The organism is Micromonospora sp. NPDC000442, from assembly GCF_042898635.1.
Taxonomy (GTDB): domain Bacteria; phylum Actinomycetota; class Actinomycetes; order Mycobacteriales; family Micromonosporaceae; genus Micromonospora.
In genome coordinates this window covers 18,407-43,971 of sequence record NZ_JBIAYZ010000015.1, presented here as the reverse complement: position 1 = coordinate 43,971, position 25,565 = coordinate 18,407, and the positions used below count along the sequence as shown (strand labels likewise).

The window sequence follows — 25,565 nt, the reverse complement described above, 5'->3', positions numbered from 1 at the left end:
CAGCGGTCCACTCAGTAGCCGACGGCGAAGTGGCGGTCCTCGCCGGGCCGCTCCACCTCGTCGAGGACGGCGACGGCGAGGTCCTCCGCCGAGATCCGGGACGAGCCGTCCGGGGCGACCATGAGGGCGGTGCCGCCGCGTCGATAGTCGCCGGTACGCACCCCGGGTTCGAGCAGCGCGGGTGGGCTCAGATAGACCCAGTCGGCGCCGTGGGTCCGGCAGACGTCCAGTTGGGCGGCGCTCGCGGCGGCGATGTCGCGTACGGCCGGTGGCACGTACCGGGGGTCGTCGAGCACCAGCCCACCCGACGGACTCCGCAGCGGCGCGGAACCGCCCACCAGCAGGATGCGGATCCCGGTTGCGGCGGCGGCGTCGAGCAGGGCGAGGGTGGTCGCGGTGACGGTGCTTTCCGCGCCCGGCGCGGGGCGGGTGGCGCCCACGATCACGTCGGCTTCGGTGAACAGCCGCTTCATCTGGTCGACATCCGCGGCGTCGCCCCTGGCGGCGATCACCTCGGGCGGTAGGGCGGCCGGTCGTCGGCCCCGGAAGGCGGCGGTGACGTCGTGCCCTCGGTCCAGGGCTTCGCGGACGACGCGCGAGCCGACCATGCCGGTTGCTCCGATCACAGTGATCCTCATTGGTTGATCCTTTCCTTGGTGCGCGTGGTGGTGGCCGTGGCGCGTGTCGGGCTGACCTGGCCGGCGACGATCGCGGCGAGGCAGAGAACGAAGCCGGCCGACTGGCTCGGGGTGAGCAACTCGTCGAGCAGCACCGCACCCAGCAGCGCCGCCACCATCGGCGAGAGCAGGGTGAGCACCGCGACGGAGGTGACCGGCAGCGTGGCGATGCCGCGGAACCACAGGATGTAGGCGAGCAGGCCGCCGGGCAGGCCGAGCCAGAGGTAGCCGAGCGCGGCGCTGGCGTCGACGGTGGGCGGTGCCCCCTCGAACAGCAGCGTCACCGGCAGCAGGAACAGGCCGCCGGCCGTGAGCTGCCAGCCGGCGAACGCCGTGGGGCCGACGCCCTCGGGACGTCCCCAGCGTTTGGTGAGGGTCACCCCGACCGCCATCGCACCGGCGCCGCCCAAACCGGCCAGCAGCCCGACCGCGTCGAAGTCCGCGTCGGGGCCGATGACCAGCAGCCCGACCCCGGCGACGCCGGCGATTCCCCAGGCGAAGCTCCAGGCCGACGGGCGCTGGTGCAGCACGGTGACGGCCAGGATCGCCACGGCCAGTGGCTGCACCGCGCCGAGCGTGGCGGCCACTCCTCCGGGAAGCCGTTCGGCGGCGACGAACAGCAGCGGCAGGAACACACCGATGTTGAGTACGCCCAACACCGCCGCCTTGAGCCACCACCTGCCGCGTGGCAGCGCCCGGCCGATCGCCAGTGCGGCAAGGCCCGCCGGCAGTGCCCGGATCAGCCCCGCGAAGAGCGGATGGCCGGCCGGCAGCAGCTCGGTGGTGACCACGTACGTCGTGCCCCACACCGCTGGTGCGAAGGCGGTCGTGGCGGTGGCGGCGAGGCGGCCCGCGGTCGGAGATGGCAACAGGTTCGTCACGCGAATCAGGATCGACGACACGCATTCATGAGTCCAACACATCCTTGTCAGCCCAACCATCACGATCCACGATTGATGGATGGAGCTTCAACAGCTGCGGTACGTCGTGGCCGTCGCCGAGACGCGGAACTTCACCCGCGCCGCCGAGCGTTGTCTGGTCGTCCAGTCCGCGCTCAGTCATCAGATCGCCCGCCTGGAACGGGAACTCGGCGCCCGCCTCTTCGACCGGACCAGCCGTCGGGTGCGGCTGACCCCGGCCGGCGAGGCGTTCCTCCCGGCGGCCCGTCAGTGCCTGGACGCGGCCGAGCGGGCCGCCGCCGAGGTCGCCTCGGCGGTCGGCGAGATCCGGGGCCGGCTGACCGTCGGCATGATCCCGACCGTCGCGGCGGTCGACATCCCGGCCGCGCTTGACGCCTTTCATCGGCGGTATCCGCACGTCCGCATCCGGCTGCGCGTCGGTGGCAGCGAACAGCTCGTCGAGCAGGTCAAGGAGGGCGCCATCGACATCGGCTTTCTCGGGCTTCCCGTGAACGCCCGGCCCGAAGGGGTCACCGCCCGTCGGCTGGCGTACGACCGGTTGGTGGCCGTGGTCGCCCCCGACCATCCGCTCGCCGGTCAGGCCGAGGTCGACCTCGCCCGCCTGTCGAGCGAGGCGTTCGTGGATCTGCCGGCGGGATCGGCCGGGCGGGCCCAGTCCGACCAGGCATTCGCTGCCGCCGGAGTGCACCGCGAGGTCGCCTTCGAGGTGAGCACCGTCGATTCCATGATGACCCGGCTGATCCGCCGGCAGCTCGGCATCGCCCTGCTTCCGTCGAACTTCGCGCCGCACCTGCCGGGCGTGGTCACCATTCCCGTACGGGACGCCCCGGCCCGGATCGAGCACCTCATCTGGAACCGGGCCACCCTCACCCCCGCGGCGACGGCGTTCCTCACGGAGCTGGACGTCCCGGTCGCCGAGGGTGGGAGCGAGGGTGATCGCTGAGTTGGGCCCGCGCCGCTGTGACCGGAAACCAGCTCCGCGTTCAGGTCGTGAAGGGGCGGTCCCGACGTGCGTCGGCAAGCACCTCCGCCCACCAGCGCAGCTCGGTCAGGCTCGCGGTCAGGCCCCGGGAAAGCTCCGCGTCCGGTGTGTAGCGGCCCTGGTCGTCGAGGGACGTCCACGGCACCCGCAGGCCCAGGGCCCGGCGGGTGGTCACCACGCTGAGTTCGGCCAGTACGCCGCGCAGGTGTTCGATCGCCGCGTACCCGCCGTGCACGCCGTAGGCCACGATGGTCGCCGGCTTGAGCCGCCACTCGCCGTAGTGCCAGTCGATCAGGCGCTTCAGCGAGGCGGGGTAGCTGTGGTTGTACTCCGGCGTGACGAACACGAACGCGTCGGCGGCGGCTATCCGGTCGGCGACCTCGCTCTTCGGCCCGCCGCCGGGATAGAGGAGGCTGTCGTCGGGCAGCTCCACCTGGGCCACGTCGATCAGGTCGACCGGAGCAGGGTCGAGGGCGGCAGCGGGGTCCAGGGCGGGAGCAGGGTCCGGTGCGGCAGGGGGGTCCAGGGTGGCGGCGACCCAGCGGGCGATCGTGGGCCCCATCCGGTCCTTACGGACGCTGCCCGAGATCACGGCCACCCGTAGGCTGGCGGCGGGGGACAAGCTGCGGTGCTGGTCGGTCGAAACACTCATGTCCGAGACCGTGCAGGTTCAACATATGTTGAAGTCAAGTCGCCCGCATGCCTATCCTGCGGCCATGACAGTGCTCGCGGGTTCCCCTCGGTCGTTAAGCGTCGGTGAGGTCGCCGTCGACAGTGGCGTCGCGCCGTCCGCCGTGCGGTTCTACGAGAGCCACGGGGTCATCACCGCGGTACGCACCGCCGGCAACCAGCGTCGTTTCGACGGATCCGCCGCGTGCCGGATCCAGGTCGCCAAACTCGCCCAGCGGGCCGGTCTGAGTGTCCGCGAGATCGCGGCCCTCTTCGCCGACCTGTCGGCCGATCCGACGCCCGACGAGTGGGCGGGTGTCGCCCATCGGCTGGTGGCCGAGGTCGAGGAGCGGGTACGCAACCTCAAGGCGCAACTCGCGGCGCTGGAGTCGGGCACCAGGCTGTGCGAGATCGGGCGGGACGATCCGGGCCCGGTGACCGGCCCGCGAACGTGACCGCCTCGCGGCCTTGACTTCAACATATGTTGAACCCCGATCGTCGGGGTATGAGTGATCTGCGAACCCCGGTCCCGTCGTCCGCCCGCACACTTGCCGCCCTCGTCGAGACGGCCACCATCGTCGGTCTCGGCACCAGCACCCGGGAGGCCACCGAGACCTTCCGGCTGGTCGAGGAGACCACCCACGAGTTGATCCGGCGCGGCTTCCGGGTCGTCGCCCTGCTGGACAACCAGCGGGTCGGCGACCTCTACGACCGGTACGTCCGGGGCGAGGACGTCGACCTGGACGCGGCGCTCGGCCAGGCGTGGGGTCCGTGGCGGACGATCGAGATGCGCGACGCGCTGGTCCGGCTGCGCCGGCACAACGCGCGTCACCCCGACGATCCGGTACGCGTCATCGCCGTCAACGGTCGACGTACGCTGCCGGGCGACTACGACCGGGTCGTGGCGCTGCTCGCCCCGGCCGAACCGGCGACCGCGGCGCGGATCGGCGGGATCTTCGACGTCATCCGTACCGCCCACGACAGCGGCGAGCACGTCCAACGCCTGCACGGCACCCACCCGGGCGTACCCTTCGTCGACCTCGCCCGCACCGCCCGCGACCTGGCCGCCGATCTGCCGGACAGCCCGGGGCGTGACGAGGCACTGCGGCTGATCGAGGCGATCGTCGACTTCCACGCGCACGCCCTCGGCGCCGGGTACGACGCGGCAACGGAGGAGCGTGCGGCGGCCGGGCGACTTCTCGATCACCTGCGGCGTACCGGCGACCGGATCGTGTTCTGGGAAGGCAGCGCCCACGTCGCGGCGCACGGCGATGTGATGATGGGCGCGCACCTCAGGGCGGGCCTGGGGGAGGGGTACGCCGCCGTCCACCTCACCTTCGGCCACGGCCGGCTCCCCGCGACACAGATCCCGCGCCCCGTCCCGTCGTCACTGGAAGCGGTGCTGCTCCTCGACCCCGGTGAACGGATCATCGACCTGCGCGCGGCCGTTCCCGCGCGCCTCGCGGACCGGCTCGGACGGCCGTGGCGGACCCGGCTGATCTCCGGTCTGTACCAGGCCGAGCACGACCGGGACCACTACTACGAACTGCCCACCCTGGCCGGCAGCTTCGACGTGCTCGCCTTCGTCCCCACCGTCACCCCGATCCACCCGTTGCCGCGCTGAAGCTACCTGGCTGCGGGTCGACGCTGACCAGGACGACGATCGTCGGACGTCATACCAATTATGTTTAAGTTCCTCTATGCTTCCGGAAGTCGCACCAGCCCTCCACCACCATTCCGGAGGAATCATCATGATCGTTGCGAGAGGTCGCCGCCATCGCCCCCGACGACTGGCGGCCATCGGCGCGTCAGTGCTCACCGTGATGGGCGGTGCCATCCTGGCGCCGCAGCTCCATGTCGCGGTCGCCGCGCCGGGCGCGGCAATCGCCGAGGCCATCGTCCCCGGCCAGAGTGCCGTGATCACCGGTGTCGCGTCCGGGCGGTGCCTGGAGGTGCCGAACGCGAGCACCACCAACGGCATCCAGACCCAGCTGTGGGACTGCACCGGAGCCGCCCACCAGACCTGGACCTACACCGCTGGCAGGCAACTTCAGGTGTACGGCAACAAGTGCCTGGACGCCAACGGCGCCGGCACCAGCAACGGCACCCAGGTGATCATCTGGGACTGCCACGGCGGCACGAACCAGCAGTGGAACGTCAACGCCAACGGCACCATCACCGGCGTGCAGTCCGGGCTCTGCCTGGACGCCAACAACGCCGGCACCGGCAACGGTACGAAGATGATCCTCTGGTCCTGTCACGGCGGCACCAACCAGCAGTGGACCTCGCCGGCACCCCCGCCGACGAGCCCGCCGCCCACCCCGCCGGCCGGGTCGCTGCCCTGTGACATCTACGCGGCCGGCGGTACGGCGTGCGTGGCGGCCCACAGTACGACCCGGGCGCTGTACGCCGCGTACCGCGGCAACCTCTACCAGGTGCGACGCTCGTCGGACAACACGACCCGGGAGATCGGCCTGTTGACCACCGGCGGCACCGCCAACGCGGCCACGCAGGACTCGTTCTGCGCCGGCACGCAGTGCGTGATCACCGTCATCTACGACCAGTCCGGCCGGGGCAACGACCTGTGGTACCAGGGCTCCACCGTCGTCCCCGGCTCGCCGCAGAGCCGGCCCGCGATCGCCACCTCCGAGTCGCTTACCGTCGGGGGCAGCAAGGCGTACTCGCTGTACATCAACCCGGGCAACAGCTACTGGCGCGACGGCCACCTGACCGGCGTGCCGACCGGCAGCGCACCGGAGGGCATGTACATGGTGACCAGTGGCACCCACGTCAACAACGGCTGCTGCTTCGACTACGGCAACAGCGAGACGACCCGTAAGGCCGACGCGGCCGGCGCGATGGACGCGATCAACTTCAGCACCCAGTGCTGGTTCGGCGGGTGCTCCGGAACCGGCCCGTGGGTGCAGGCGGACCTGGAATGGGGCCTGTTCCCCGGCGGCAGCCAGTCCTGGAATCCGAACCAGCGCTCGTTCCCCCACAAGTTCGTCACCGCCACCCTGAAGAACAACGGCACCACCCGCTTCGCCATCAAGGGCAGCAACGCCCAGTCCGGCAGCCTCTACACGCTCTACGAGGGACCGCTGCCGCCCGGGTACAGCCCGATGAAGAAGCAGGGCGCGATCATCCTGGGCAGTGGTGGGGACTGCTGCAAACCCGACGGCGGGGCCAACCTCAGCGCCGGCACCTTCTACGAGGGTGCCATGGTCGCCGGCTATCCCTCCGACGCCACCGAGAACGCCGTGCACGCCAACATCATCGCTGCCGGCTACCGCTGACGGTGTCCAGCGGTTCGCGTCGATCGCCGGCCGCGCCTGGCCGGTGATCGACGCGTAACAAGAGGGATGCGTCGCTGAAACCCGTCGTTGAGATCGTCGGACATCGATCTTGTGCGGGAGGTGGCGGTGACGATACCGACGACGCGGCGACAGTTCCTCCAGGCAGTCGGGGTGTCCGGCGGGGCCGGGGTGCTCTACGGGACGATGGGTGCGCTCGGCCTGGCGCCCGCCGCGCAGGCGGCGCCACCGTTCCGGGCGCCGAACCGGTCCGACTTCACGCTGACCGGCCGGTCGGCGACGTCCGTGCTGGTGCTCGGGGCCGGCATCGCCGGCCTGGCCACCGCGTACGAGTTGGGCAAGGCGGGCTACCGGGTGCGGCTGCTGGAGGCGCGCGACCGGCCCGGCGGGCGCAACTGGACCGTGCGCGGCGGCACCACCGAGACCGACCTGGACGGGCGCCCCCAGCGGGCCCGCTTCGCCGACGGCCAGTACCTCAACGCCGGCCCGGCCCGCATCGCCCAGCACATGGTGACCCTCGACTACTGCCGGGAACTCGGCGTGCCGATCGAGATCTTCGGCAACCAGAACGCCGACGCCTACTACGTCAACGAGAACGCCGGAGCGCTCTCCGGCCGGCCGATCCGGCACCGCGAGGCCAAGGCGGACGTCTACGGGTACGTCTCCGAACTGCTCGCCAAGGCCACCGACCAGGGTGCCCTCGACACCTACCTCACGGGTGAGGACAAGGAACGGCTGCTGGAGTTCCTGCGCGGTTTCGGCGCGATCGGCGGCCGGGTGGTCGACGACCCGGCGGCCAGTTGGCGGTACGCGGGCACCAACCGGCGCGGCTATCTGGTGGAGCCGGGTGCCGGCTTCGAGGCGGGCACCCCGAAAGTCACCCCGTACCCGCTGACGGACGTGCTGGCCAGCGGCATCGGCCGGTACTTCTCCTTCGAGTTCGGCTACGACCAGGCGATGCTGATGTTCCAGCCGGTCGGCGGGATGGACCGCATCGCGTACGCCCTCGAAGCGGCCGTGGGTCGTCGGCTCATCACCTACGGCGCTGCGGTGCGCTCGATCTCCAACACCGGCTCCGGTGTCACGGTGGTCTACGACGGGCCGGGCGGCCGGCCGCGTACCGCCACCGCCGACTTCTGCGTCTGCACCATCCCACCGCAGGTGCTGGCGAAGATCCCGTCGAATCTCACCCAGCCGGTTCGGGACGCGTTGGCCTACCCGGTCCCGAACGCCACCGGCAAGATCGGATTGCAGTACCGGCGACGGTGGTGGGAGCAGGACGAGAACATCTACTCCGGCATCACCAACACCAACCTGGACCTCGCCACGATCTGGTACCCCTCCTACGGCTACCACGGTGCGAAGGGGGTGGTGGTCGGCTACTACAACTTCGGCGCCAACGCCCAGGCGTACGCGGCGCTGACGCCCGCCGAGCGGGAGGCCCGCGCCGTCGCGCAGGGCGTGAAGATCCACGGCGAGGCGTACCGGACGGAGCTGGAGACGTCGTTCTCGGTGGCCTGGGACCGCACCCGCTACTCCGAGGGCGGCTGGGTGTCGTGGCCGTCGCGCACCAGTGGACAGTACGGCCGGCTGCTGGAGCCGGACGGCCGGGTCTACTTCGCCGGTGACCACCTCAGCCACTACATCGCCTGGCAGGCCGGGGCGTTCGAGTCCGCTCGCAAGGTCGTCACCGACCTGCACGCCCGGGTCATGTCGAGCTGAACCCCGACAGCTCGACTCCGACGAAACCGCGTCACCTGCGAAAAGTGCCCGACCGGCCGGCACGTCGCCGACCCTGGTGATCGACTTTGTCCAATAGCATGGCGCGCATGGTCGTAATCCGGTGGCTGGGGTGCCGGCGGGTTCAGGTAGCCGGGCGATGACCCAGCCGGTCCCCGGTGCGGCCCGGCCCGCCGCGTGGTGGCTGCGGGTCGTCTTCGGGGTGATCGGCCTGGTCGCCTCGGTGCTCGGTTACGTCGGCCTGGAACGCCTGTCGCAGGTACGCCCCGAGGCCATCGGGGACCGGTACGACATCCTCTACTACGACCTGCAACTGTTCTTCCTCAGCGCCGAACTCTTCGAGCAACCCGGTCCCTATCCGTGGCAGTTGCAGGTGGCCCGGTTCATGGCACCGCTGTTCACCCTGCTGGCGGTGGCCGAGGCCGGCCGGCTGCTGCTGGCCACGGAGATCCGGCGGCGGCGGGCCCGACGCGCCAGCGGCCACGCGGTCGTCTGCGGCGACTCCCAGTTCGCGCACATGCTGGCCGACCGGCTCTACGCCGACGGCGACCGGGTGGTCGTCGTACGCTCCGAACCGTTCGGGCCGCTGGAGTACCGCCGACGCCGTTACCTCGGCGTCGTCGGCGACCCGACGAACGAGGAGGTGCTGCGGGGTGCCGGCCTGCCCCGGGCGCACACCGTCTACGCCTGCACCGACGACGACGACCGCAACCACGCCATCGCCAACACCGCCAACCGGATCATCCAGGACCGACGCCACCCGCCCCGGGTGTACGTGCAGGTCCACGACCCGGAGATGTGCCTGTCGTTGCAGGCCCGGCGGCTCGGTGCCGCCGGGTCCAGCCGGCTGCGCCTGGACTACTTCCACGTCGACGACATCGCCGCCCGGGCGCTGCACCGGCACCATCCGCTGCCGTCGGCCCCGGACCGGCCGACGACGGTCCTGATCGCCGGTGGCGGCAGCTTCCGCCGGGCCCTGCTGGTGGAGACCGCCCGGCACTGGCGGGCGCACCAGGCCGACCAGAGTGGGCCCGACCGCCGGCTGCGGGTGGATCTGGTGGCGCCGGACGCCCGGGCCGAACTGGCCCTGGCCACCTCCCGCTACCCGTTCCTGAGCGAGGTCTGCCGGTTGACCGGGTACGACCGGGACATCGCGGGGCTGGTCGGCCTGGAACACTTCGCCGCCGAGGGCTACGACCGCATCTACCTCTGCGCCCCCGACGAGATCAGTGGCCTGCGTTTCGCGCTGGACACCCCCGCGCTCTGGCGCGGGGCGCGCAGCATCGTCTTCGTGCCGGTCTACCGGCAGGCCGCGCTCGCCGCCGCCTTCCACGGCGACGTCCGCCACGACCTGCTCGACGAGGTGCACGGCAAGCTGCGGCTGTACCCGGTGCTGACGCACGCCTGCGACGCCCGGCTGATCGCCGAGGACCTCACCGAACGGCTCGCCCAACAGATCCACCTGCGGTACCTGTACGCCCAGCAGCGGGCCGGGGTCCGTCTCGGCGACGCACCCGCCATGGTGCCCTGGTCCCGGCTGCCGGAGTCGCTGCGCCGCGCCAACCGCAGTCATGTTCAGGACATCGCCGCCAAGCTGCTGAACCTGGGCTGCGTGGTGGCGCCCCGGCACGGTGGTGCCGGTGACGCCTCGGCCGCCGGGCGGGCCATCGACGACCGGGTCGAACAGCTCGCCCGACTCGAACACGAGCGGTGGTGCCGGGAGCGGCGCTCCGAAGGCTGGACGTACGGCGAGCCGCGCGACGACGTCCGGCGTCGACATCACCTGCTGCGGCCGTGGGACGAGCTGTCGCCGGCGGCGAAGGAGCAGAACCGGCAGGAGATCCGGGCGTTGCCCGATGTGCTGTCCGACAGCGGATTCGAGTTGATCCGGCTGGGCCCCAGCGTGCCCGTCCAGCGGGGAGGGTCGGCCGATGCCGCCTGAACGGGAACCGGTCCGCGTCGGGGTCACCGGCCACATCAACCTGACCCCGGCCACCGAACGGCTGGTCGCCGAGGCGATCCGCCTCGAACTGCGCCGGATCAGCGACCGGCCGGTGCACGGGGTCACCTGCCTGGCGGCGGGCACCGACCAGATCTTCGCCCGCGCGGTCCTGGACGGCGGCGGCACGTACGAGGTGGTGCTGCCGGCCCCCGACTACCGGGACACCATCGCCCCGGCGGCCCGGGGCGCCTTCGACGAGCTACTGGGCCGCGCCACCCGGGTCCTGCACACCGGCCACCGCACCTCCGGCACCGCCGCCTACGTGGCCGCCAACCGGGAACTGCTGCTGCGGGTGCAGCGGCTGCTGGCGGTCTGGGACGGCGAACCGGGCTGCCACGACGCGTCGACCGACCGGACCGTCGGCTGGGCCCGCGAGCGGGGCATCCCCACCACCGTCATCTGGCCCGCCGACGCGCGGCGGTCCCCGGCGGGGTGAGCACGGTGTCCGGGTCGCGGCCCGCGGCAACCGACAGCCAGAAGACGCCGTGACCGGCGACGCCCAGGTCGTACTCGCCCGAATCCGGCACGCACGGAAACTCGGCACCGCCGGTCAGTTCGCGGGGCCGGCGGCCGACGTGCGAGGTCAGGGTCAGCGTCGTGGTCTGCGGGTAGCGGGAGAAGTTGAACAGGCAGAGCACCTCGTCGTCCGGTTCACCGCGCAGGAACGCCAGCACCGCCGGATTGGTGGAGCGGACGATGCGGCAACCGGGGCGGGAGAACGCCGGGCAGGCGTGCCGGGTCTCGATCATCTTCTCGACGACGTGCAGCAGCGACGAACGCGAGCGGAGCTGGTTCTCCACGTTCACCGCCATGTAGCCGTAGATCGACTCGTGGATCGGAGGCGCCGGCAGGTTCTCCGGCTGCGCCACCGAGAAGCCGCCGTTGCGGTCCGGCGCCCACTGCATCGGGGTGTTGAACGCCAGGTGGCCCGGCAACGCCAGGTTCTCGCCCATGCCGATCTCGTCGCCGTAGTACAGCACCGGCACGCCGGGCATCGACAGCAGCAGGGCGAAGGCGAGTTCCAACTGCCCCCGGTCGTCGTTGAGCAGGGTCGCCGTGCGGCGCCGGATGCCGGTCGCACCCCGCATCCGGGCCAGCGGCGCGTACGCGTGCAGCAGGTCGTCGCGTTCCCGCTCGTGCAGCAGGCCCAGCGACATCTCGTCGCCGTTGCGCAGGAACACCGCCCAGTGCCGGTCGGGCGGCTGGTCACCCATCTGCGCCAGCACCCGGGACACCGGTCGGTGCGCCTCCCGCCGCATCGCCAGCAGCAGGCTCGGCATCAGCGAGGCGTACATCACCAGGTGGCACTCGGGGTGCTCGGTGGTGCCGAAGTAGGCACCGGCCCCCTCCGGCCAGTCCTCGCTCCAGGCGATCAGGATCCGGTCCGGGTACGTCTCGTCCAACCAGGACCGCAGCTGGCGCAGGTAGCCGTGGGTCTCGTCGAGCCCCTTGCTTGAGGTGCCGCTGCGCTCGAACAGGTACGGGACGGTGAGCAGACGCAGCCCGTCGACGCCCTGCCGGAGCCAGAACGCCATCACGTCGCGCATCGCCGCGCGTACCTCGGGCGCGTCGTAGTTCAGGTCCGGCTCGGACCGGCTGTAGCGGTGCCAGTAGTACTGGCGGCGCTGGCTGTCGTAGGTCCACCCCGCGCCGTGGCTGCCCAGCGGGTCGTCGGCCTCGGCGTAACCCTCGTCGCTGTCGCTCCACACGTAGAAGTCGCCGTACGGGCCGGCGGGGTCGCTGCGCGAGGCCTGGAACCAGGGGTGCTTGTCGCTTGTGTGGTTGAGCACCAGATCCAGCGCCACCCGCAGCCCCTGCCGGTGGGCGAGGCTGAGCAGTTCCAGCAGGTGCGACGGCGCGCCGAGGCCCTCGTCGATCGCCTCGAAGTCGGCGGCCGCCCGACCGTCGCCCAGCGCCGGTGCCGCCATGATCGGATTGAGCAGCAGGCAGTCGACGCCGAGGCGGCGCAGGTAGTCCAGTTTCTCGGTGACACCCCGCAGGTCGCCGTGGCCGTCTCCGTCGGAGTCGTAGAAGAACCGGACGTTTACCTCGTAGAAGGTGCTGCCGGCCGCCCAGCCCGGCTCGCCCGGCGGCTCCGGCGGCCCGGGATCCTCCGCCATCTCGGCCCGGGTGACCCGCAGCCGGCCCGACAGGGCCTGCCGGGCACGCTCGGCCACCCGTTCCGCCGGATCCCGCTCCAGGGTCTCCAGCGTCTCGAAGGCGGCGACCAACTGTTCCCGGCTGCGCTGGTGGCCGTACGCCCAGTTGCTCAGCTCCTCCACGGCCAGCACCCGGGCTGCCGCGAGCCGGTTGCGGGTGAGCGCCAGCAGGTCATCCGGGATCAGCTCGGGCCGGCGCGGCGCGTTGCTGAGGATGAGATCACCGACCCCGGCGGCGCGCATCTGGGGTGTCTGCCGGCGTTCCCGGTCGACCATGCGCACGGCCGCGTACTCGAACGCCTCCCGCACGCTGATGATCCCGTTGCCGTCCCGGTCGGCGCCGCCGGTACGCAGCCCCTCCAGGAACGGACCGGAGAACGCCGACGGCAGCGCGTGCTGCTTGTGGCCGTCGCCCTCGTGGGCCAGCTCGGTGGCCCCGGCGGAGACCACGACGATGCGACTACGGCCGCCGCGCTGTTTGAGGTCACCGAAGGCGCCCGCGTGGCAGCAGTCGAGGATCAGCACCAGTTCGCCGGCCCGGCACTCGTCGACCCAGTGCCGGAACTCGTCGGTCGGCACCGAGGTCGGTGGGAGCCGGTCGGGGTCGGTGTCGGTCGCGGTGAGGTAGAGCCGGTGATCGTGATGCAGCCGCCCGTGGCCGGAGTAGTAGACGAGCAGGAAATCGTGCGGATCGGCGCTGGTCAGGAAGTCGTAGAGGGCGAGCTGGAGGCGGTACGAGTCGGCGTCCAGGAGATCGCGTACGTCGTCGAAGGCGCCGAGCGTCGGATCCCGCAGCAGCCGCGCCCAGTCCTTCAGGTCGCTGGCGGGGGAGTCGAGGGTGGGCAGCGCCTCGTTGGCGTAGCTGCCCACCCCGACCAGCAGCGCCCGCTTCACCGTGACTCCGCCGGATCAGTCACCGTCGACCTTCTCGGGCACGGCCGCCTCACCCTGCCGGGGCACCGACACCGACTTGATCAGCTCGGCCAGGGTCTTCTCCGACACGTCCCGTACGTCGATCTCGGTGCCGTCGGGGAGGGTCATGCGCAGCCGCTTGCCCTTGTTGCGCTCCTGGTAGCGCTTGATGACCTCGGCCAGGTGCCGGATGTCCGCCGCCGCCCGCTTGACCGTCGGCACGGTGAACACGGCGAGGGCCAGTACGCCGAAGATGTAGCTCGCGGTGTCCCGGGTGCCCGGTGCGGCCTCGGCGGTCAGTTCGCTCGCCTCGACGCCGGGAAGCTGGTTCAGGTGTTCCCTCAGATGGCGGGCCTGCTCGGCCAGTTCCTCGTCGCTGACCGGACCGTCCGACACGACCTGCAAGATCAATCCATCGACCATGATCCCATCGTGGTCGCTGTCACTACACCGTGCAAGGGCCGCCACGGCGGGATACGGGTCAGGGCCGCAAGTGACGGGCATCCGACAGAAGCCGGGTGAATCCGAGCGGCGGCGGGTGCTGTCCGTTTCGCTGATGCCAATTCGTCGTACCCAGGGAGTAGACCGGCCAGGACCGATGCATGTCGGTGCGGCGGCGCGGAGACCGCCCGCCGGCCCGACGAAGACGAGAGGACGCTCAGATGAGTGGTGTACGCGTACTGGTGGGGACGCGCAAGGGTGCGTTCATCCTGACCTCCGACGGCAGACGCGACAGCTGGACGGTCGACGGGCCGCACTTCGGCGGCTGGGAGATGTACCACCTCACCGGGTCGCCGGCCGATCCGGACCGGCTCTACGCCTCCCAGTCCGGCGGCTGGTTCGGGCAGCTGATCCAGCGCTCCGACGACGGCGGGCGCACCTGGACCACGGTCGACAACGACTTCGCCTACGCCGGCGACGTCGGCGACCACCTCTGGTACGACGGAACCCCGCGGCCTTGGGAGTTCAAGCGCATCTGGCACCTCGAACCGTCCCGCGACGACCCGGACACCGTCTACGCGGGCGCGGAGGACGCGGCGCTCTACGTGTCAAACGACGGCGGCGGCAAGTGGACCGAGCTGACCGCCCTGCGTACCCACCCGAGCGGGCCGTCATGGCAGCCCGGCGCGGGTGGCATGTGCCTGCACACGATCATCCTGGATCCGGTCCACCAGGGTCGGATCTACACCGCCATCTCGGCGGCCGGCGCGTTCCGCAGCGACGACGGCGGCACCAGTTGGCTGCCGATCAACAAGGGCCTGCGGTCGGGAGAGATTCCCGACCAGGACTCCGAGGTCGGCCACTGCGTGCACCACATCACCCAGCACCCGTCGCGCCCCGACACGCTCTACATGCAGAAGCACTGGGACGTGATGCGCAGCGACGACGCCGGCGCGAACTGGCGCGAGGTAAGCGGCAACCTGCCGTCGGACTTCGGCTTCCCGATCGCGGTGCACGCCCACGAGCCGGAGACCATCTACGTGGTGCCGATCAAGAGCGACTCCGAGCACTACCCGCCGGAGGGCAAGCTGCGCGTCTACCGCAGCCGCACCGGCGGCGACGAGTGGGAGCCGTTGACCGACGGGCTGCCGCAGTCCGACTGCTACGTAAACGTGCTGCGCGACGCGATGGCCGTCGACACGCTCGACCCCTGCGGCATCTACTTCGGCACCACCGGTGGTCAGGTCTACCGCTCCGCCGACGGCGGCGACAGCTGGGCGCCGATCGTCCGGGACCTGCCAGCCGTGCTCTCCGTGGAAGTTCAGGTGCTGCCGTGATCCGGGTCGTCCTCCCGGCTCACCTGAAGACCCTCGCCGGGGTGACCGGCGAGGTGCGGGTCGAGGTGGCCGGCCCGGGGCCGGCCACCCAGCGCCTGGTGCTCGACGCCATCGAGGCGCGGTACCCGATGCTGCTCGGCACCATCCGCGACCGGCACAGCGGTAAGCGCCGCGCCTTCGTCCGCTTCTACGCCTGCGAGGAGGACCTGTCCAACAGCTCACCCGACACACCCCTGCCCGAGCGGGTCGTCGCCGGTGAGGAGCCGTTCATCGTCCTCGGCGCGATGGCCGGCGGATAACCGGTTAAAGACGCTGCCGGGGCCGCCGCGACCCAGGCTGCCGCCGCCCGATGCCTCGCCCGGGCGACGCCGGTTCACAGGCCGCGGGCGAACAGCGCCAGGCGTACCCGGTTGGGGCTGCCCGTCTTGGTCATCAGGCTGGTGATGTGGGACTTGACCGTGGTGACGCCGATGTGCAGCCGCTCGGCGATCTCGCCGTTGGACAGCCCGTCGGCGACCAGGTCCAGCACCTGCTGCTCCCGGGCGGTCAGCCCGGTGACCGGCGGCGGTGTCCCGGTGCGGGCGTGCACCGCGCGCTGCACCAACCGGCGCAGCACCTCCTGGCTGAACGGACTGTCGCCCGTCGCGGCCCGACGAACGCCGTCCAGCAGCTCGGTCGGCGGTGCGTCCTTGAGCAGGAAGCCGCAGGCGCCGGCCGTCAACGCCGGGTAGAGGTGGTCGTCGTCGCCGAACGTGGTCAGCACCAGCACGCGCGCACCGGGACGGTCGGCAATGATCCGGCTGGTCGCGGAGATCCCGTCGACGCCGGGCATGCGCAGGTCCATCACCACGACGTCGGGCACCAGCCGGGCGGCCAGGGCGATCGCGTCGCGGCCGTTGTCGGCCTCGCCGACGACCTCGATGTCGGGCTGAGCCTCGCAGAGCATGCGCAGGCCGGCGCGGATGAGGTGCTGGTCGTCGACCAGCAGTACGCGGATCACGCGCGCCCCGTCGCACACGGGCCGGCGCGGGACCCGTCCACCCCCGCCGTCGACGCGGTGCCCGGCGGCCCGGCCGGCACGTCCCTTGCCGACGGCGTGACTGTCGCGTCGTCTGTCGACGGTGCCGGGGCGGGTGCACCGGACACCTGGCGGCCGGCGGGCAGCACGGTGGCCACCCGCCACCCCGCGCCGGTCGGGCCGGCCGTCAACTGTCCGCCGAGGACCTCGACCCGTTCGCGCATGCCGGTGATGCCGTGGCCGCCGCCGACCGGCACGGTGGCGGGCACCCAGCCACGACCGTCGTCGACCACCTCCCAGTGGACGGCCCCGTCGACCACGTTTACCGACAGCCGCGCCACCGCGGTGGTACCGGCGTGCTTGGCCACGTTCGTCAGCGCCTCCTGGCTGAGCCGCAGCACCGCGAGGCCGCGTACCGCGTCGAGGGCGCCGACCGCCGGGTCGATGTCGGCGACGACTGTGACACCGGCCTGGCGGGCCCGGTCCACCGCGGCGCCGAGCGCGGCCGGCAACGCCGACGGTTCGATCGCGGTCAACGCGGCGTCGCCGCGTACACCGTTGGGGTCACGCAGCACCGCGACCAGCCGGCGCAGGTCGGCAAGGGCCGCCGTGCCGGTGCCGTGCACGTCGTCGAAGACCGCGCCGACCCGTGGATCCAGGTCGGTCAGCACGTGTCGGGCCACCCCGACGCGCAGCACCATTGAGGCCACGTGGTGCGCGACCACGTCGTGCAGCTCGCGGGCGATGGCGCTGCGCTCGTCGGCCCGTGCGGCGCGATTCTCCGACTCGCGCCGCCGTTGCTCCTCCTCGGCCCGCCGCCGCGACTGCTGAGCGAGTTCCCGGGTGGTCCGGATGACCAGCCCCAGCAGCAGGGGCACGCCGACCTCTGCCAGCAGCCCGAACACACCGGAGAGCAGGCGCGGCAGCGGATCGCCGATCGAGTCGGTCAGGTCGACCACGGCCAGCAGCCCCGCCGCCAGCCAGATGGTCCGGCTCCGGCGGGCGACCATGGTCAGTTCGAGCAGCGCCCAACTGGCGCCGACCTGATTGATCATGAAGTCGTTGATCAGCCAGATCGCCACCGCCAGCAGCGCGGTCTGCGTCAGCAGGTTGGCCAGCGGCCGGCGGTGCAGCGCCAGCCCGACCACGAAGGCGAGCGCCGCGAGGATCCACTGGGTGGTGGTCGGTGCGGACAGCGCGCCGAAGAACAGATAGCCCAGCCCGGAGAGGATGAGCAGCACCATCCGCACGAGGCTGTCGCGCGCGTCGAACAGCCGTCCCACCCAGCCCACGGCCTCAGCCTAGGCGCTGCTCGTCGAGGCCAGAAGTGGCCGGCGGGCGTACCCATCTGGTGCGGACGACCAGATAGGCGGCCAGGCCGAGCGGGCCCAGCAGGATCGTCAGCACCAGCACCGGCGCCATCACCAGCGACGGGACTTTCCGCTCCCGGCTGTCGAGCCAGGCCCAACGGCCGACGAAGAGGTCGAAGGCGATCATGTGTGCCCAGGCCGCCGCCGCGCCGTCGGCACCGCCCAGCAACTCCCGTACGCCGTCGAGGGTGGGGTCGACCACGGCCGGCAGGACCTCCCCGAGCGCCGGAATCACCAGGATCGCGTAGATCGCCACGACCGGGATCACGATCAGCGGTGACCGGATGATCCGGTGGGTCACCGTCCAGTTCGGCAGCAGGATCATCAGCGCCCAGAAGGGTGCCGCCACCGCGAAGGTCAAGGAGAACAACGTGGCGCTCACGCGGTCACCTCCGTCCGCTCGTCACCGTCGACCCGCCCGTCGCGCGCTGCTCACCCGGGCCCGTCGGCGGGTGTTCGACCGTGGCCGCCGAAAAACGGTGTCGGGCCAGCACCGCGCCGGCAGCGGCGACGGTCGTCACCGCCAGCGCCGCGGCGGCGGCCAGGGTGAGCGTGTCCGGTCGCAGCAGCGGCTGCCCGCGCAGCGCCTGCCAGGTCAGCAGCATGGTCACCGCACCGTAGCCGACACCCACGACGAGCAGCAGCCGCGCCCGCGTACGCTCGTCCAGCCAGCCACCGGCGAACCGGCTCAGCAACAGCGCCAGGATCGGCAGCACCTGCATTCCGTGCAGCCCCACGAAGTGCCCGATCCGCAGATCCCCGCCGGTCGTGCTCCAGCCGACCAGCGGTAGTCCCGGCCCGCCGTCGGGCACACCCACACTGTGCGCACCGGCGATGCCCTCGATCACGGGCGCCTGACCCGGCATGGTCATCGGTACCGCCACCAGCATGCCGAGTGCCGCCAGCCCGAGCCCCAGACCGATGGCGTACCGGCCGGCCCGGCCGGCGATCGGCTGCCGCAGCACCGCGACACCGATGGCGACGTGCGCGACGAACAGCACCATGATGGCCGCACCCATCAGCTGCCACAGCACGGCGTTGAACGTGCTGGTCTCGTTGTAGTGGCTGGTGGTGCCGCGGATCACCTGCCCGACGATGATGCACATCTCCACCACACCCATGGCGACCACCACGGTGACGGCCCACTCCGCGACCCGGCTGCGGCGGCGCAGCAGGGAGAGCAGCCAGACCAGGGTGCCGCCGTACAGGACGAACGACACCGAGAACTTGAACGGCTTGAGCCAGATCGGCGCGCCGGTCAGGACCCGCTGGTCGGCGACGATGCCGACCGCGCAGACGACGGCGAGCACCGCCATCGCCGAGACGAAGACCATCAGGGGGCGGTGCCGGTACGCCCGCCGCGACAGGTTGTCAGTCATGCCTGTAGATGCTTGTCGGCGTACGGGCCGACGTCGCCCGACCACTGGCCCCGACCGCGGCCGACGGTCGGATGGCCGCCCCCTACCTGGGTAGGAGAGAAACCCCGTCCTGCGGCAGGGCCCAACGACTCTGTCGACGGCGCAGCGGCGGTGGAAGGCTGGAAGGCAAGGAGGAGGGCAATGACCACCAACACTGCACAGCGAAAGTCACAATGGATGGTCGGCGACGTGATGACCGGCGACGTCATGTCGGTGCGGCCCGACACCTCGTACCGTGAGGTGGTCGACGCGCTGGTGGGCAGCGGTGTCAGCGCGGCACCCGTGGTGGACGCGGAGGGTCACGTCCTCGGCGTGGTGTCCGAGGCTGACCTGTTGCACAAGATCGAGGCCGCGGGGGACGAGCGGCACCGCCGGATCATCGGCGTCCGCCGGGTGGCGGCGAAGGCACAGGCCACCGTCGCCGCCGACCTGATGACCGCACCGGCGGTCGTGATCGAGCCGACGGCGTCGGTCGCCGCGGCGGCCCGGCGGCTGGAGGCGGCACAGGTCAAGCGGATGCCGGTCGTGGACACCGACCGGCGGCTCGTCGGAATCGTGTCCCGGCGGGATCTGCTGCGGATCCACACCCGACTGGACACGGAGATCAGCGCCGACGTCGTCGACACCGTGCTGCGCGGCCTCTGGATCGACCCGAACACCGTGACGGTCGGCGTGGTGGACGGCGTGGTGACGTTGTCCGGCACCGTCGAGAGTCGCAGCCTCGCCGCTATGGTGGCCGATCACACGGCCAGGCTCGCCGGCGTCGTCGAGGTGATCGACGAACTGGCCTGGGAACGCGACGACTCGGAGTTGATCGAGTCGCGGGGCTACGCGTTCGGCACCGCCGAGCGTCTCATGCGACCCTCGCGTGGCTGAAGACCGGCTCCGGCATCCCGACGGGGCGGCGTACCCGGCCCGGCGGGTGGCGGGTCGGGGGCCCGGCTGGTACCGGGGCGACGTCCACCTGCACACGGTGCGCTCGGCCGGCGGCGAACTCACCCCGGGGCAACTCGCCGCCGCTGCCCGCGAGATCGGGTTGGACTTCGTCGCCACCACCGAGCACAACACCCTCGCCGGGCACGGTGACTGGAGTCGGTACGCCGGCGACGACCTGCTGGTCATCCTCGGGCAGGAGGTCACCACGCACACCGGGCACTGGCTCGCCCTCGGCCTCGAACCCGGGCACCAGGTCGAGTGGCGCTACGGCGTGCGCGACGACGCCATCGACCGGCAACTGGCCCGGGTACGCCGACCGGGCGGGCTCTGCGTGGCCGCCCACCCGTACGCGCCGTACGAGTCCGGCACCCTGGCCTACCCGTACCGGTGCTTCGACGCGGTGGAGGTGTGGAACGGGCAGTGGCGCTCGGACCTGCCGTGGAACGCGGACAACGAGGCGGCGCTGGCCGAGTGGGGGCGTAACCTCGGCCACGACATCCATCGGGGACGGTGGTGGCCGGCGGTCGGCAACAGCGACGCCCACCTCGCCGGCCAGCTCGGCACCCCGCACACCGTGGTCCACGCCGAGGAGTTGGGTGTCGACGCGATCCTCGCCGGCCTGCGGGCCGGCCGGAGCTGGATCGCCGGTTCCGCCGTCGTCGACCTGGAACTCACCGCCACGACCGGTGGCCGCGCTGCCGGCGTCGGGGCCCGCCTGGACTCCGACGGCGAGCCGATCGAGGTACGGGTGCGGGTGTCCGGGGTACCGTCGGGCACCGTCAGTCTGCACACCGAACGCGGCACCGTGCTCCGCGAGCGACTTCCCGCCGACGGGGCGGACACGATCCGGTGGCGTACCGCCGCGCGGGACAGCGGCTTCGTCCGGGCGGAGGTGCGCCATCCGGACCGGCAGATGGCGGCCCTGACCAATCCCGTCATTCTGGCCTGACGGGCCTCGCCCGCCACACCGGCCGCCGGCACCCCCGGCACGTCCAGGCCGGCTCTTGTCACGTTCAGGCCTCGGCCGGGGTCGGGTGGGTGAACCTTCAGGAAGGGAAGTGGCAATGGGGGAGTCCGCCTGGTTGGCCGAGCGGTTCGAGCAGCAGCGGCCGTACCTGCATTCGGTGGCCTACCGGATGCTGGGTTCGCTCGGCGAGGCGGAGGACGCCGTGCAGGAGACGTGGCTACGGCTGTCCCGTACCGACTCCGACGAGGTGGACAATCTCGCCGCCTGGCTGACCACGGTGGTCGCCCGCGTGTGCCTGAACATCCTGCGCAGCCGACAGCGGCGGCGCGAGGAGCCACTGGACATCCGGGTGCCCGACCCGGTGATCACGCCCGCCGGACCCGACGATCCCGAGCACGCCGCCGTACTGGCCGACTCGGTGGGGCTGGCGCTGCTGGTGGTGCTCGACACACTGACCCCCGCCGAACGTCTCGCATTCGTCCTGCACGACATGTTCGGGGTGCCCTTCGACGAGATCGCCCCGATGATCGACCGGTCGCCGGCCACCGCACGGCAGGTGGCCAGCCGGGCCCGCCGTCGGGTACGCGGTCAGGCACCGCCGACCGACCGTGACCTCGCCCGGCAACGCACGGTGGTCAACGCGTTCCTCGCCGCCGCCCGGGACGGTGACATCGAGGGACTCGTCGCCGTGCTGCACCCGGACGTGGTGCTCCGTGCCGACGGCGGCGCCACCCGCACCCGCCACACCACCGTGATCACCAGCGCACGGGCGGTGGCCGCCCAGGCCACGACATTCGGCCGGTTCTCGCCCTTCGCGCGGCCAGCGGTGATCAACGGTGCCGCCGGGGTGGTCGTCATGGCGTCGGGCCGCCCGCTGTCGGTGATGGCGTTCAGCATTCGCGGCGGGCGTATCGCCGAGATCGACGTGATCGCCGACCCGGCCCGCCTGGACCGGTTCGACCTGTCCGCCTTCGCCGACTGACGCCCGATCGTCGAGGCCACGCCTCGGTCGGCGCGCGCACCGCCGGCTCTTGTACCGGCCGAGGTGTCGCCCGACCGGCTCGGTGCCGGTAGAGGCGTGGCACCGTGGCGTCGCGGGGCCGTTGCGGTGTCCGCGCCGACTCAGCGTGGCGCTGCGTAGGCCAGCGGGGCCCGGACGTCGTCCCAGGTGCCGGTAAGCGTGGCGCCGGCCGGTGCGGCGACGGATCCGGGGCGGCGGATCACCCCCAGCTCGAGGGCGTCGGTGACGATGAGCGTGGGGTCGCCGTCGACCACCTGGCGGACCGCCCCGATCGTGGGCGGGTCGGCGACGGGAGCGTCGCTGGTGATGCCCATATTGGGTGGGCGCACCTCGCGCCGGCCGTCGACCTCGAAGTACTCCTCGGCCTGTCCGGTGCCGGCCAGGATGGCCTCGGCCAGGGTGGCCGCGTACACCGGGTCGCCGACCGCGTCGTAGACCCACCGCCGACCCAGCACCGAGTGCTCGATGGTGCCCACCAGCCACTCGTCGGCATCGTCCAGCGGCGCCCCACGGTAGGTCAACGGCACCTGGTGCACCGGCCCGTCGCCGCTCCGGACCAGGAGCGTCTCGATGCCCACCTGCCCGGCCGGATCGTCGAACCGGTACGCGGCCACGCGCGTCACGTCGCCGCCGCCCTCGTACCAGTCCCGGGTCGGCAGCCAGGCCGCCAACAGTTCCAGCTTGGAGGGACGGATGTCCGCTCGGTGCAACAACGCCATGTGCCGCATCGTACGCTCCGCCAGGACCAGCCGGCGGCCCGTGGCACGGCCGGAAAGCGGTGGCGCCGACGCTGCGCTCGGACACAGACTCGGCCGATGATGGACCAGATCCGGCAGCTCGTCGAACTCCTCAAGGACGTGCTCGGTGACCGGCTCGTCGGTGCCTACCTGCACGGCTCGGCGGTGCTCGGCGGGTTGCGGCCGGCCAGCGACATCGACGTGCTGGTGGTCACGGCTCGGAGCCTGACCGACCCGCAGCGGCGGCTGCTGCTCGACGGGCTGCTGGCCACCTCCGGTTCGGTGAACCGGGTCCGCCCGATCGAGTTGACCGTGGTCGTCGCCGCCGAGGTGCGACCGTGGCGGTACCCACCCACTGTGGATTTCCAGTACGGCGAGTGGCGCCGCGCCGCGTACCTGGCCGGCACCGTGCCGCAGCCGGAGACGATGGCGGATCTGGCGCTGGTGGTCACGGCCGCCCGCGTCGGCGATCACCCGCTGGCCGGTCCGCCCCCGGCGCGGGTGCTGGCGGCGGTGCCTACGGCCGATGTGGTCCGGGCGAGCGTGGCCGGCGTACCGGGCCTGCTCGACGACCTCGACGGCGACACCCGCAACGTGCTGCTCACCCTCGCCCGCGTCTGGTTCACCGTGACCACCGGTGAGGTCCGTGCCAAGGACGTCGCCGCCGACTGGGCCGTGGCCCGCCTGCCACCGGATCACCGGCCCGTCCTGGCCCACGCCCGCCGGATGTACCTGAACCACCGCTACGAGCAGGAGCACTGGAGCGAGACGTTGCGCGCCCAGGTCCGCCCGCACGTCCACGAGGTGCTGGGCCACATCGGGCAGGCGGCCGGCCGGGGTAGGTTCCCCGCCGCGGATGGCGGCGCGGAGGCGTTTTGGCCTAGCATCTCGGGCCAGTACAACGTCGAGCTCAACGCGGGTTCCCCCGACTCGCCGCCGGTGCCGCCGCCGGGTTAACGGCCCGCGGGAAAGGCACCCCCTCGTGAAGATCGTGGCCGCCGACGTCATCGTCACCAGCCCGGACCGCAACTTCGTCACCCTGAAGATCACCACAGCGGACGGCATCACCGGCCTCGGTGACGGTACGCTCAACGGGCGTGAACTCTCGGTCGCCTCGTACCTGCGTGATCACGTCGTGCCGTTGCTGCTCGGGCGCGACGCGCACCGCATCGAGGACGCCTGGCAGTTTCTGTACCGCTCGGCGTACTGGCGGCGCGGACCGGTCACCATGGCCGCCATCGCCGCGGTCGACGTCGCGCTCTGGGACATCAAGGCCAAGGCCGCCGGGATGCCGCTCTACCAGCTGCTCGGCGGCGCGTGCCGTACCGGCATCATGGCGTACGGCCACGCCTCCGGGCGGGACCTGCCGGAGCTGTTCGACTCCATCCGGGCGCACCTCGATCTCGGCTTCCGGTCCATCCGGGTGCAGACCTCCGTGCCCGGCATCAACGCCGTGTACGGCGTGGCCACCCAGCCCAGCGCCGACGGTAAGCGCTACGACTACGAGCCGGCGCAGCGCACCCCGCTGCCGGCCGAGGAGGACTGGGACACCCGGGCGTACCTGCGCCACCTGCCCGGCGTCTTCGAGGCGGTCCGCAACGAGTTCGGGCCCGAGCTGCCGCTGCTGCACGACGGGCATCACCGGATGACCCCGATCCAGGCCGCGAAGCTGGGCAAGGCCCTCGAACCGTACGACCTGTTCTGGCTGGAGGACTGCACCCCGGCGGAGAACCAGGAGGCGCTGCGGCTGGTCCGTCAGCACACCACCACGCCGCTGGCGATCGGCGAGGTGTTCAACACCGTCTGGGACTACCAGACCCTGATCCGGGAACAGTTGATCGACTACGTGCGTTCCGCGGTCACCCACACCGGTGGCATCACCGCGATGCGTAAGCTGCTCGACTTCGCCGCGCAGTACCAGATCAAGTCCGGCATCCACGGGCCGACCGACATCTCGCCGGTCGGCATGGCCGCCGCCCTCCACCTTGACCTGGCCATCCACAACTTCGGCATCCAGGAGTACATGCGGCACGGCGCGCTCACCGACGAGGTGTTCCGCCAGTCGTTCACCTTCACCGACGGCTACCTGCACCCGGGTGAGCAGCCGGGCATCGGTGTGGAACTGGACGAGGAGGCGGCCGCCCGGTTCCCGTACCAACCGGCGTACCTGCCGTTCAACCGGCTTCAGGACGGCACCGTCCATGACTGGTGACCGGGCGACCCGGCACGTCGTGGTGATGGGCGTGTCCGGCGCGGGGAAGACGACCGTGGCGCAGGGGGTGGCCGCGCTGACCGGGCTGACCTTCGCCGAGGCCGACGAGTTCCACTCGGCGGCCAACGTGGCCCGGATGCGGGCCGGCGTACCCCTGGACGACGCGGCCCGCTGGCCGTGGCTGTGCTCCCTGGCCGACTGGATGGCCGCCCGCCACCGCGAGGGCGTGTCGACCGTGCTGGCCTGCTCGGCGCTGAAGCGCTCGTACCGGGACGTGCTGCGGCAGGGCCCGCCGGAGGTGGACTTCGTGCACCTGACCGGCCCGACCGAGGCCTCCGGGAGCGACTGGCACGGCGCTTGGGCCACTACATGCCGGTAGGCCTGCTCGACTCGCAGGCCGCCACCCTGGAGTCGCTCTGTCCCGAGGAGCGGGGCCTCGTCCTCGACCTGCGACTGTCCACCGACGAGCTGATCACCGCGACCGTGGACCAGTTCGGCCTACCCCGCCACCCCACCCCCTCCCACCCCTAACCACCCCACCCCTAACCACCCCACCCCACCCCCCCCACCGCCCCACCCACCCCCGCCGCCCCACCCACCCCGCCGATCTTGCACTTTTCGTCCAGGCATAGGCCGCGAAAGGGGTACTTCGCCGACCGAAAGCGCAAGATCGGCGAGAGCGGGGGTGGGGTTAGCACGGGGGGTGGGGTGGGGGGCGGGTTTGCGGGTTTTC

Annotated in this window: 26 protein-coding genes; 16 read left to right on the top strand and 10 right to left on the bottom strand. The window is 71.7% G+C overall.

All coding sequences use genetic code 11. The features are described from left to right. Positions 1–11: 11 nt before the first annotated feature. Together ACFY2A_RS22375 and ACFY2A_RS22370 are read right to left on the bottom strand one after the other, a co-directional pair. The gene (locus tag ACFY2A_RS22375) at positions 12–638 is read right to left on the bottom strand and encodes an NAD(P)-dependent oxidoreductase (protein ID WP_387174275.1); all 627 of its coding nucleotides are present in this window, start codon (positions 636–638) and stop codon (positions 12–14) included. Further along, the gene (locus tag ACFY2A_RS22370; RefSeq protein WP_387174273.1) at positions 635–1,558 is read right to left on the bottom strand and encodes an EamA family transporter; all 924 of its coding nucleotides are present in this window, start codon (positions 1,556–1,558) and stop codon (positions 635–637) included. Before ACFY2A_RS22370 ends, ACFY2A_RS22375 begins: the two co-directional genes overlap by 4 nt. A 79-nt stretch (positions 1,559–1,637) precedes the next feature. On the opposite strand from ACFY2A_RS22370, the gene ACFY2A_RS22365 reads away from it, so the two are divergent. Next, positions 1,638–2,540, top strand: a complete 903-nt coding sequence (locus ACFY2A_RS22365) for a LysR family transcriptional regulator (RefSeq protein ID WP_387174271.1) — start codon at positions 1,638–1,640, stop codon at positions 2,538–2,540. Positions 2,541–2,580: 40 nt separating this feature from the next. On the opposite strand, the gene ACFY2A_RS22360 is transcribed toward ACFY2A_RS22365, so the two are convergent. Continuing rightward, positions 2,581–3,231, bottom strand: a complete 651-nt coding sequence (locus ACFY2A_RS22360) for an NADPH-dependent FMN reductase (RefSeq protein WP_387174269.1) — start codon at positions 3,229–3,231, stop codon at positions 2,581–2,583. Between the two features lie 64 nt (positions 3,232–3,295). Here ACFY2A_RS22360 and ACFY2A_RS22355 point away from each other — a divergent pair, with 64 nt between their 5' ends. From ACFY2A_RS22355 to ACFY2A_RS22330, 6 genes are all read left to right on the top strand, one after another. Continuing rightward, complete coding sequence (locus tag ACFY2A_RS22355; RefSeq protein WP_387174267.1) at positions 3,296–3,703, top strand: MerR family transcriptional regulator; 408 nt, start codon at positions 3,296–3,298, stop codon at positions 3,701–3,703. Between the two features lie 50 nt (positions 3,704–3,753). Next, complete coding sequence (locus tag ACFY2A_RS22350) at positions 3,754–4,872, top strand: erythromycin esterase family protein (protein WP_387174265.1); 1,119 nt, start codon at positions 3,754–3,756, stop codon at positions 4,870–4,872. 127 nt (positions 4,873–4,999) lie between these two features. Next, positions 5,000–6,544 carry an arabinofuranosidase catalytic domain-containing protein gene (locus ACFY2A_RS22345; RefSeq protein ID WP_387174263.1) on the top strand — a complete coding sequence of 515 codons (1,545 nt, stop codon included), beginning with the start codon at positions 5,000–5,002 and terminating at the stop codon, positions 6,542–6,544. 126 nt (positions 6,545–6,670) lie between these two features. Further along, positions 6,671–8,284 (top strand): flavin monoamine oxidase family protein, encoded by a 1,614-nt coding sequence (locus ACFY2A_RS22340; RefSeq protein WP_387174261.1) that lies wholly within the window; start codon positions 6,671–6,673, stop codon positions 8,282–8,284. A gap of 157 nt (positions 8,285–8,441) precedes the next feature. Continuing rightward, entirely contained in the window at positions 8,442–10,244 is a 1,803-nt protein-coding gene (locus ACFY2A_RS22335) for a RyR domain-containing protein (RefSeq protein WP_387174259.1), read from the top strand. Further along, positions 10,234–10,740, top strand: coding sequence for a hypothetical protein (locus ACFY2A_RS22330; RefSeq protein ID WP_363922474.1), 507 nt, complete (start codon positions 10,234–10,236; stop codon positions 10,738–10,740). Before ACFY2A_RS22335 ends, ACFY2A_RS22330 begins: the two co-directional genes overlap by 11 nt. Here the strand turns inward: ACFY2A_RS22330 and ACFY2A_RS22325 are convergent. Further along, entirely contained in the window at positions 10,700–13,357 is a 2,658-nt protein-coding gene (locus tag ACFY2A_RS22325; RefSeq protein ID WP_387174257.1) for an alpha-amylase family glycosyl hydrolase, read from the bottom strand. The genes ACFY2A_RS22330 and ACFY2A_RS22325 overlap by 41 nt on opposite strands. A 15-nt stretch (positions 13,358–13,372) precedes the next feature. Then, positions 13,373–13,798, bottom strand: a complete 426-nt coding sequence (locus ACFY2A_RS22320; protein ID WP_363922478.1) for a hypothetical protein — start codon at positions 13,796–13,798, stop codon at positions 13,373–13,375. A 239-nt stretch (positions 13,799–14,037) separates the two neighbouring features. Between ACFY2A_RS22320 and ACFY2A_RS22315 the strand changes: the two genes are divergently transcribed. Continuing rightward, the gene (locus ACFY2A_RS22315; protein WP_387174255.1) at positions 14,038–15,153 is read left to right on the top strand and encodes a WD40/YVTN/BNR-like repeat-containing protein; all 1,116 of its coding nucleotides are present in this window, start codon (positions 14,038–14,040) and stop codon (positions 15,151–15,153) included. Further along, entirely contained in the window at positions 15,150–15,452 is a 303-nt protein-coding gene (locus tag ACFY2A_RS22310; protein WP_363922482.1) for a MoaD/ThiS family protein, read from the top strand. Before ACFY2A_RS22315 ends, ACFY2A_RS22310 begins: the two co-directional genes overlap by 4 nt. A gap of 74 nt (positions 15,453–15,526) precedes the next feature. Here ACFY2A_RS22310 and ACFY2A_RS22305 read toward each other — a convergent pair whose 3' ends face one another. The 4 genes from ACFY2A_RS22305 to ACFY2A_RS22290 are packed head-to-tail and all read right to left on the bottom strand — an operon-like array spanning position 15,527 to position 18,920. Next, positions 15,527–16,153, bottom strand: coding sequence for a response regulator transcription factor (locus ACFY2A_RS22305; RefSeq protein ID WP_363922484.1), 627 nt, complete (start codon positions 16,151–16,153; stop codon positions 15,527–15,529). Beyond that, the gene (locus tag ACFY2A_RS22300; RefSeq protein WP_387174253.1) at positions 16,150–17,463 is read right to left on the bottom strand and encodes a sensor histidine kinase; all 1,314 of its coding nucleotides are present in this window, start codon (positions 17,461–17,463) and stop codon (positions 16,150–16,152) included. The genes ACFY2A_RS22305 and ACFY2A_RS22300 overlap by 4 nt, the downstream gene beginning before the upstream one ends. Before the next feature lie 4 nt (positions 17,464–17,467). Next, on the bottom strand, positions 17,468–17,923 hold the full coding sequence (locus tag ACFY2A_RS22295; RefSeq protein WP_387174251.1) for an ABA4-like family protein: 456 nt from the start codon (positions 17,921–17,923) through the stop codon (positions 17,468–17,470). Positions 17,924–17,927: 4 nt separating this feature from the next. After that, positions 17,928–18,920 carry a hypothetical protein gene (locus tag ACFY2A_RS22290; protein ID WP_387174249.1) on the bottom strand — a complete coding sequence of 331 codons (993 nt, stop codon included), beginning with the start codon at positions 18,918–18,920 and terminating at the stop codon, positions 17,928–17,930. 180 nt (positions 18,921–19,100) lie between these two features. Here ACFY2A_RS22290 and ACFY2A_RS22285 point away from each other — a divergent pair, with 180 nt between their 5' ends. The 3 genes from ACFY2A_RS22285 (at position 19,101) to sigJ (ending at position 21,844) form a co-directional block, all read left to right on the top strand. Then, entirely contained in the window at positions 19,101–19,835 is a 735-nt protein-coding gene (locus ACFY2A_RS22285; RefSeq protein WP_387174247.1) for a CBS domain-containing protein, read from the top strand. Further along, positions 19,828–20,844: a CehA/McbA family metallohydrolase gene (locus ACFY2A_RS22280; RefSeq protein ID WP_387174245.1), complete on the top strand. Its 1,017-nt coding sequence runs from the start codon at positions 19,828–19,830 to the stop codon at positions 20,842–20,844. The genes ACFY2A_RS22285 and ACFY2A_RS22280 overlap by 8 nt, the downstream gene beginning before the upstream one ends. 115 nt (positions 20,845–20,959) lie before the next feature. After that, entirely contained in the window at positions 20,960–21,844 is an 885-nt protein-coding gene (gene sigJ, locus ACFY2A_RS22275) for an RNA polymerase sigma factor SigJ (protein ID WP_387174243.1), read from the top strand. A 140-nt stretch (positions 21,845–21,984) separates the two neighbouring features. On the opposite strand, the gene ACFY2A_RS22270 is transcribed toward sigJ, so the two are convergent. Further along, on the bottom strand, positions 21,985–22,602 hold the full coding sequence (locus ACFY2A_RS22270; protein ID WP_387174242.1) for a hypothetical protein: 618 nt from the start codon (positions 22,600–22,602) through the stop codon (positions 21,985–21,987). Between the two features lie 96 nt (positions 22,603–22,698). Between ACFY2A_RS22270 and ACFY2A_RS22265 the strand changes: the two genes are divergently transcribed. From ACFY2A_RS22265 to ACFY2A_RS22250, 4 genes are read left to right on the top strand one after another with little or no spacing between them, the layout of a single operon-like run. Next, positions 22,699–23,577, top strand: a complete 879-nt coding sequence (locus ACFY2A_RS22265) for an aminoglycoside adenylyltransferase family protein (protein ID WP_387174240.1) — start codon at positions 22,699–22,701, stop codon at positions 23,575–23,577. A gap of 25 nt (positions 23,578–23,602) precedes the next feature. After that, on the top strand, positions 23,603–24,832 hold the full coding sequence (manD, locus tag ACFY2A_RS22260; protein ID WP_387174239.1) for a D-mannonate dehydratase ManD: 1,230 nt from the start codon (positions 23,603–23,605) through the stop codon (positions 24,830–24,832). Further along, the gene (locus ACFY2A_RS22255; protein WP_387174237.1) at positions 24,822–25,211 is read left to right on the top strand and encodes a gluconokinase; all 390 of its coding nucleotides are present in this window, start codon (positions 24,822–24,824) and stop codon (positions 25,209–25,211) included. Before manD ends, ACFY2A_RS22255 begins: the two co-directional genes overlap by 11 nt. Further along, on the top strand, positions 25,202–25,363 hold the full coding sequence (locus tag ACFY2A_RS22250; protein WP_387174236.1) for a hypothetical protein: 162 nt from the start codon (positions 25,202–25,204) through the stop codon (positions 25,361–25,363). The genes ACFY2A_RS22255 and ACFY2A_RS22250 overlap by 10 nt, the downstream gene beginning before the upstream one ends. Positions 25,364–25,565: the final 202 nt, after the last annotated feature.

Bases quoted from the DNA above. Each gene is read 5' to 3' on its own strand.
- ACFY2A_RS22255 (WP_387174237.1), top strand. From the start codon at position 24,822: ATGACTGGTGACCGGGCGACCCGGCACGTCGTGGTGATGGGCGTGTCC.
- ACFY2A_RS22315 (WP_387174255.1), top strand. From the start codon at position 14,038: ATGAGTGGTGTACGCGTACTGGTGGGGACGCGCAAGGGTGCGTTCATC.
- ACFY2A_RS22365 (WP_387174271.1), top strand. From the start codon at position 1,638: ATGGAGCTTCAACAGCTGCGGTACGTCGTGGCCGTCGCCGAGACGCGG.
- ACFY2A_RS22330 (WP_363922474.1), top strand. From the start codon at position 10,234: ATGCCGCCTGAACGGGAACCGGTCCGCGTCGGGGTCACCGGCCACATC.
- ACFY2A_RS22335 (WP_387174259.1), top strand. From the start codon at position 8,442: ATGACCCAGCCGGTCCCCGGTGCGGCCCGGCCCGCCGCGTGGTGGCTG.
- ACFY2A_RS22345 (WP_387174263.1), top strand. From the start codon at position 5,000: ATGATCGTTGCGAGAGGTCGCCGCCATCGCCCCCGACGACTGGCGGCC.
- ACFY2A_RS22350 (WP_387174265.1), top strand. From the start codon at position 3,754: ATGAGTGATCTGCGAACCCCGGTCCCGTCGTCCGCCCGCACACTTGCC.
- ACFY2A_RS22250 (WP_387174236.1), top strand. From the start codon at position 25,202: ATGCCGGTAGGCCTGCTCGACTCGCAGGCCGCCACCCTGGAGTCGCTC.
- sigJ (WP_387174243.1), top strand. From the start codon at position 20,960: ATGGGGGAGTCCGCCTGGTTGGCCGAGCGGTTCGAGCAGCAGCGGCCG.
- ACFY2A_RS22290 (WP_387174249.1), bottom strand. From the start codon at position 18,920: ATGACTGACAACCTGTCGCGGCGGGCGTACCGGCACCGCCCCCTGATG.
- ACFY2A_RS22265 (WP_387174240.1), top strand. From the start codon at position 22,699: ATGATGGACCAGATCCGGCAGCTCGTCGAACTCCTCAAGGACGTGCTC.
- ACFY2A_RS22355 (WP_387174267.1), top strand. From the start codon at position 3,296: ATGACAGTGCTCGCGGGTTCCCCTCGGTCGTTAAGCGTCGGTGAGGTC.
- ACFY2A_RS22360 (WP_387174269.1), bottom strand. From the start codon at position 3,231: ATGAGTGTTTCGACCGACCAGCACCGCAGCTTGTCCCCCGCCGCCAGC.
- ACFY2A_RS22285 (WP_387174247.1), top strand. From the start codon at position 19,101: ATGACCACCAACACTGCACAGCGAAAGTCACAATGGATGGTCGGCGAC.
- ACFY2A_RS22375 (WP_387174275.1), bottom strand. From the start codon at position 638: ATGAGGATCACTGTGATCGGAGCAACCGGCATGGTCGGCTCGCGCGTC.
- ACFY2A_RS22270 (WP_387174242.1), bottom strand. From the start codon at position 22,602: ATGGCGTTGTTGCACCGAGCGGACATCCGTCCCTCCAAGCTGGAACTG.
- ACFY2A_RS22320 (WP_363922478.1), bottom strand. From the start codon at position 13,798: ATGGTCGATGGATTGATCTTGCAGGTCGTGTCGGACGGTCCGGTCAGC.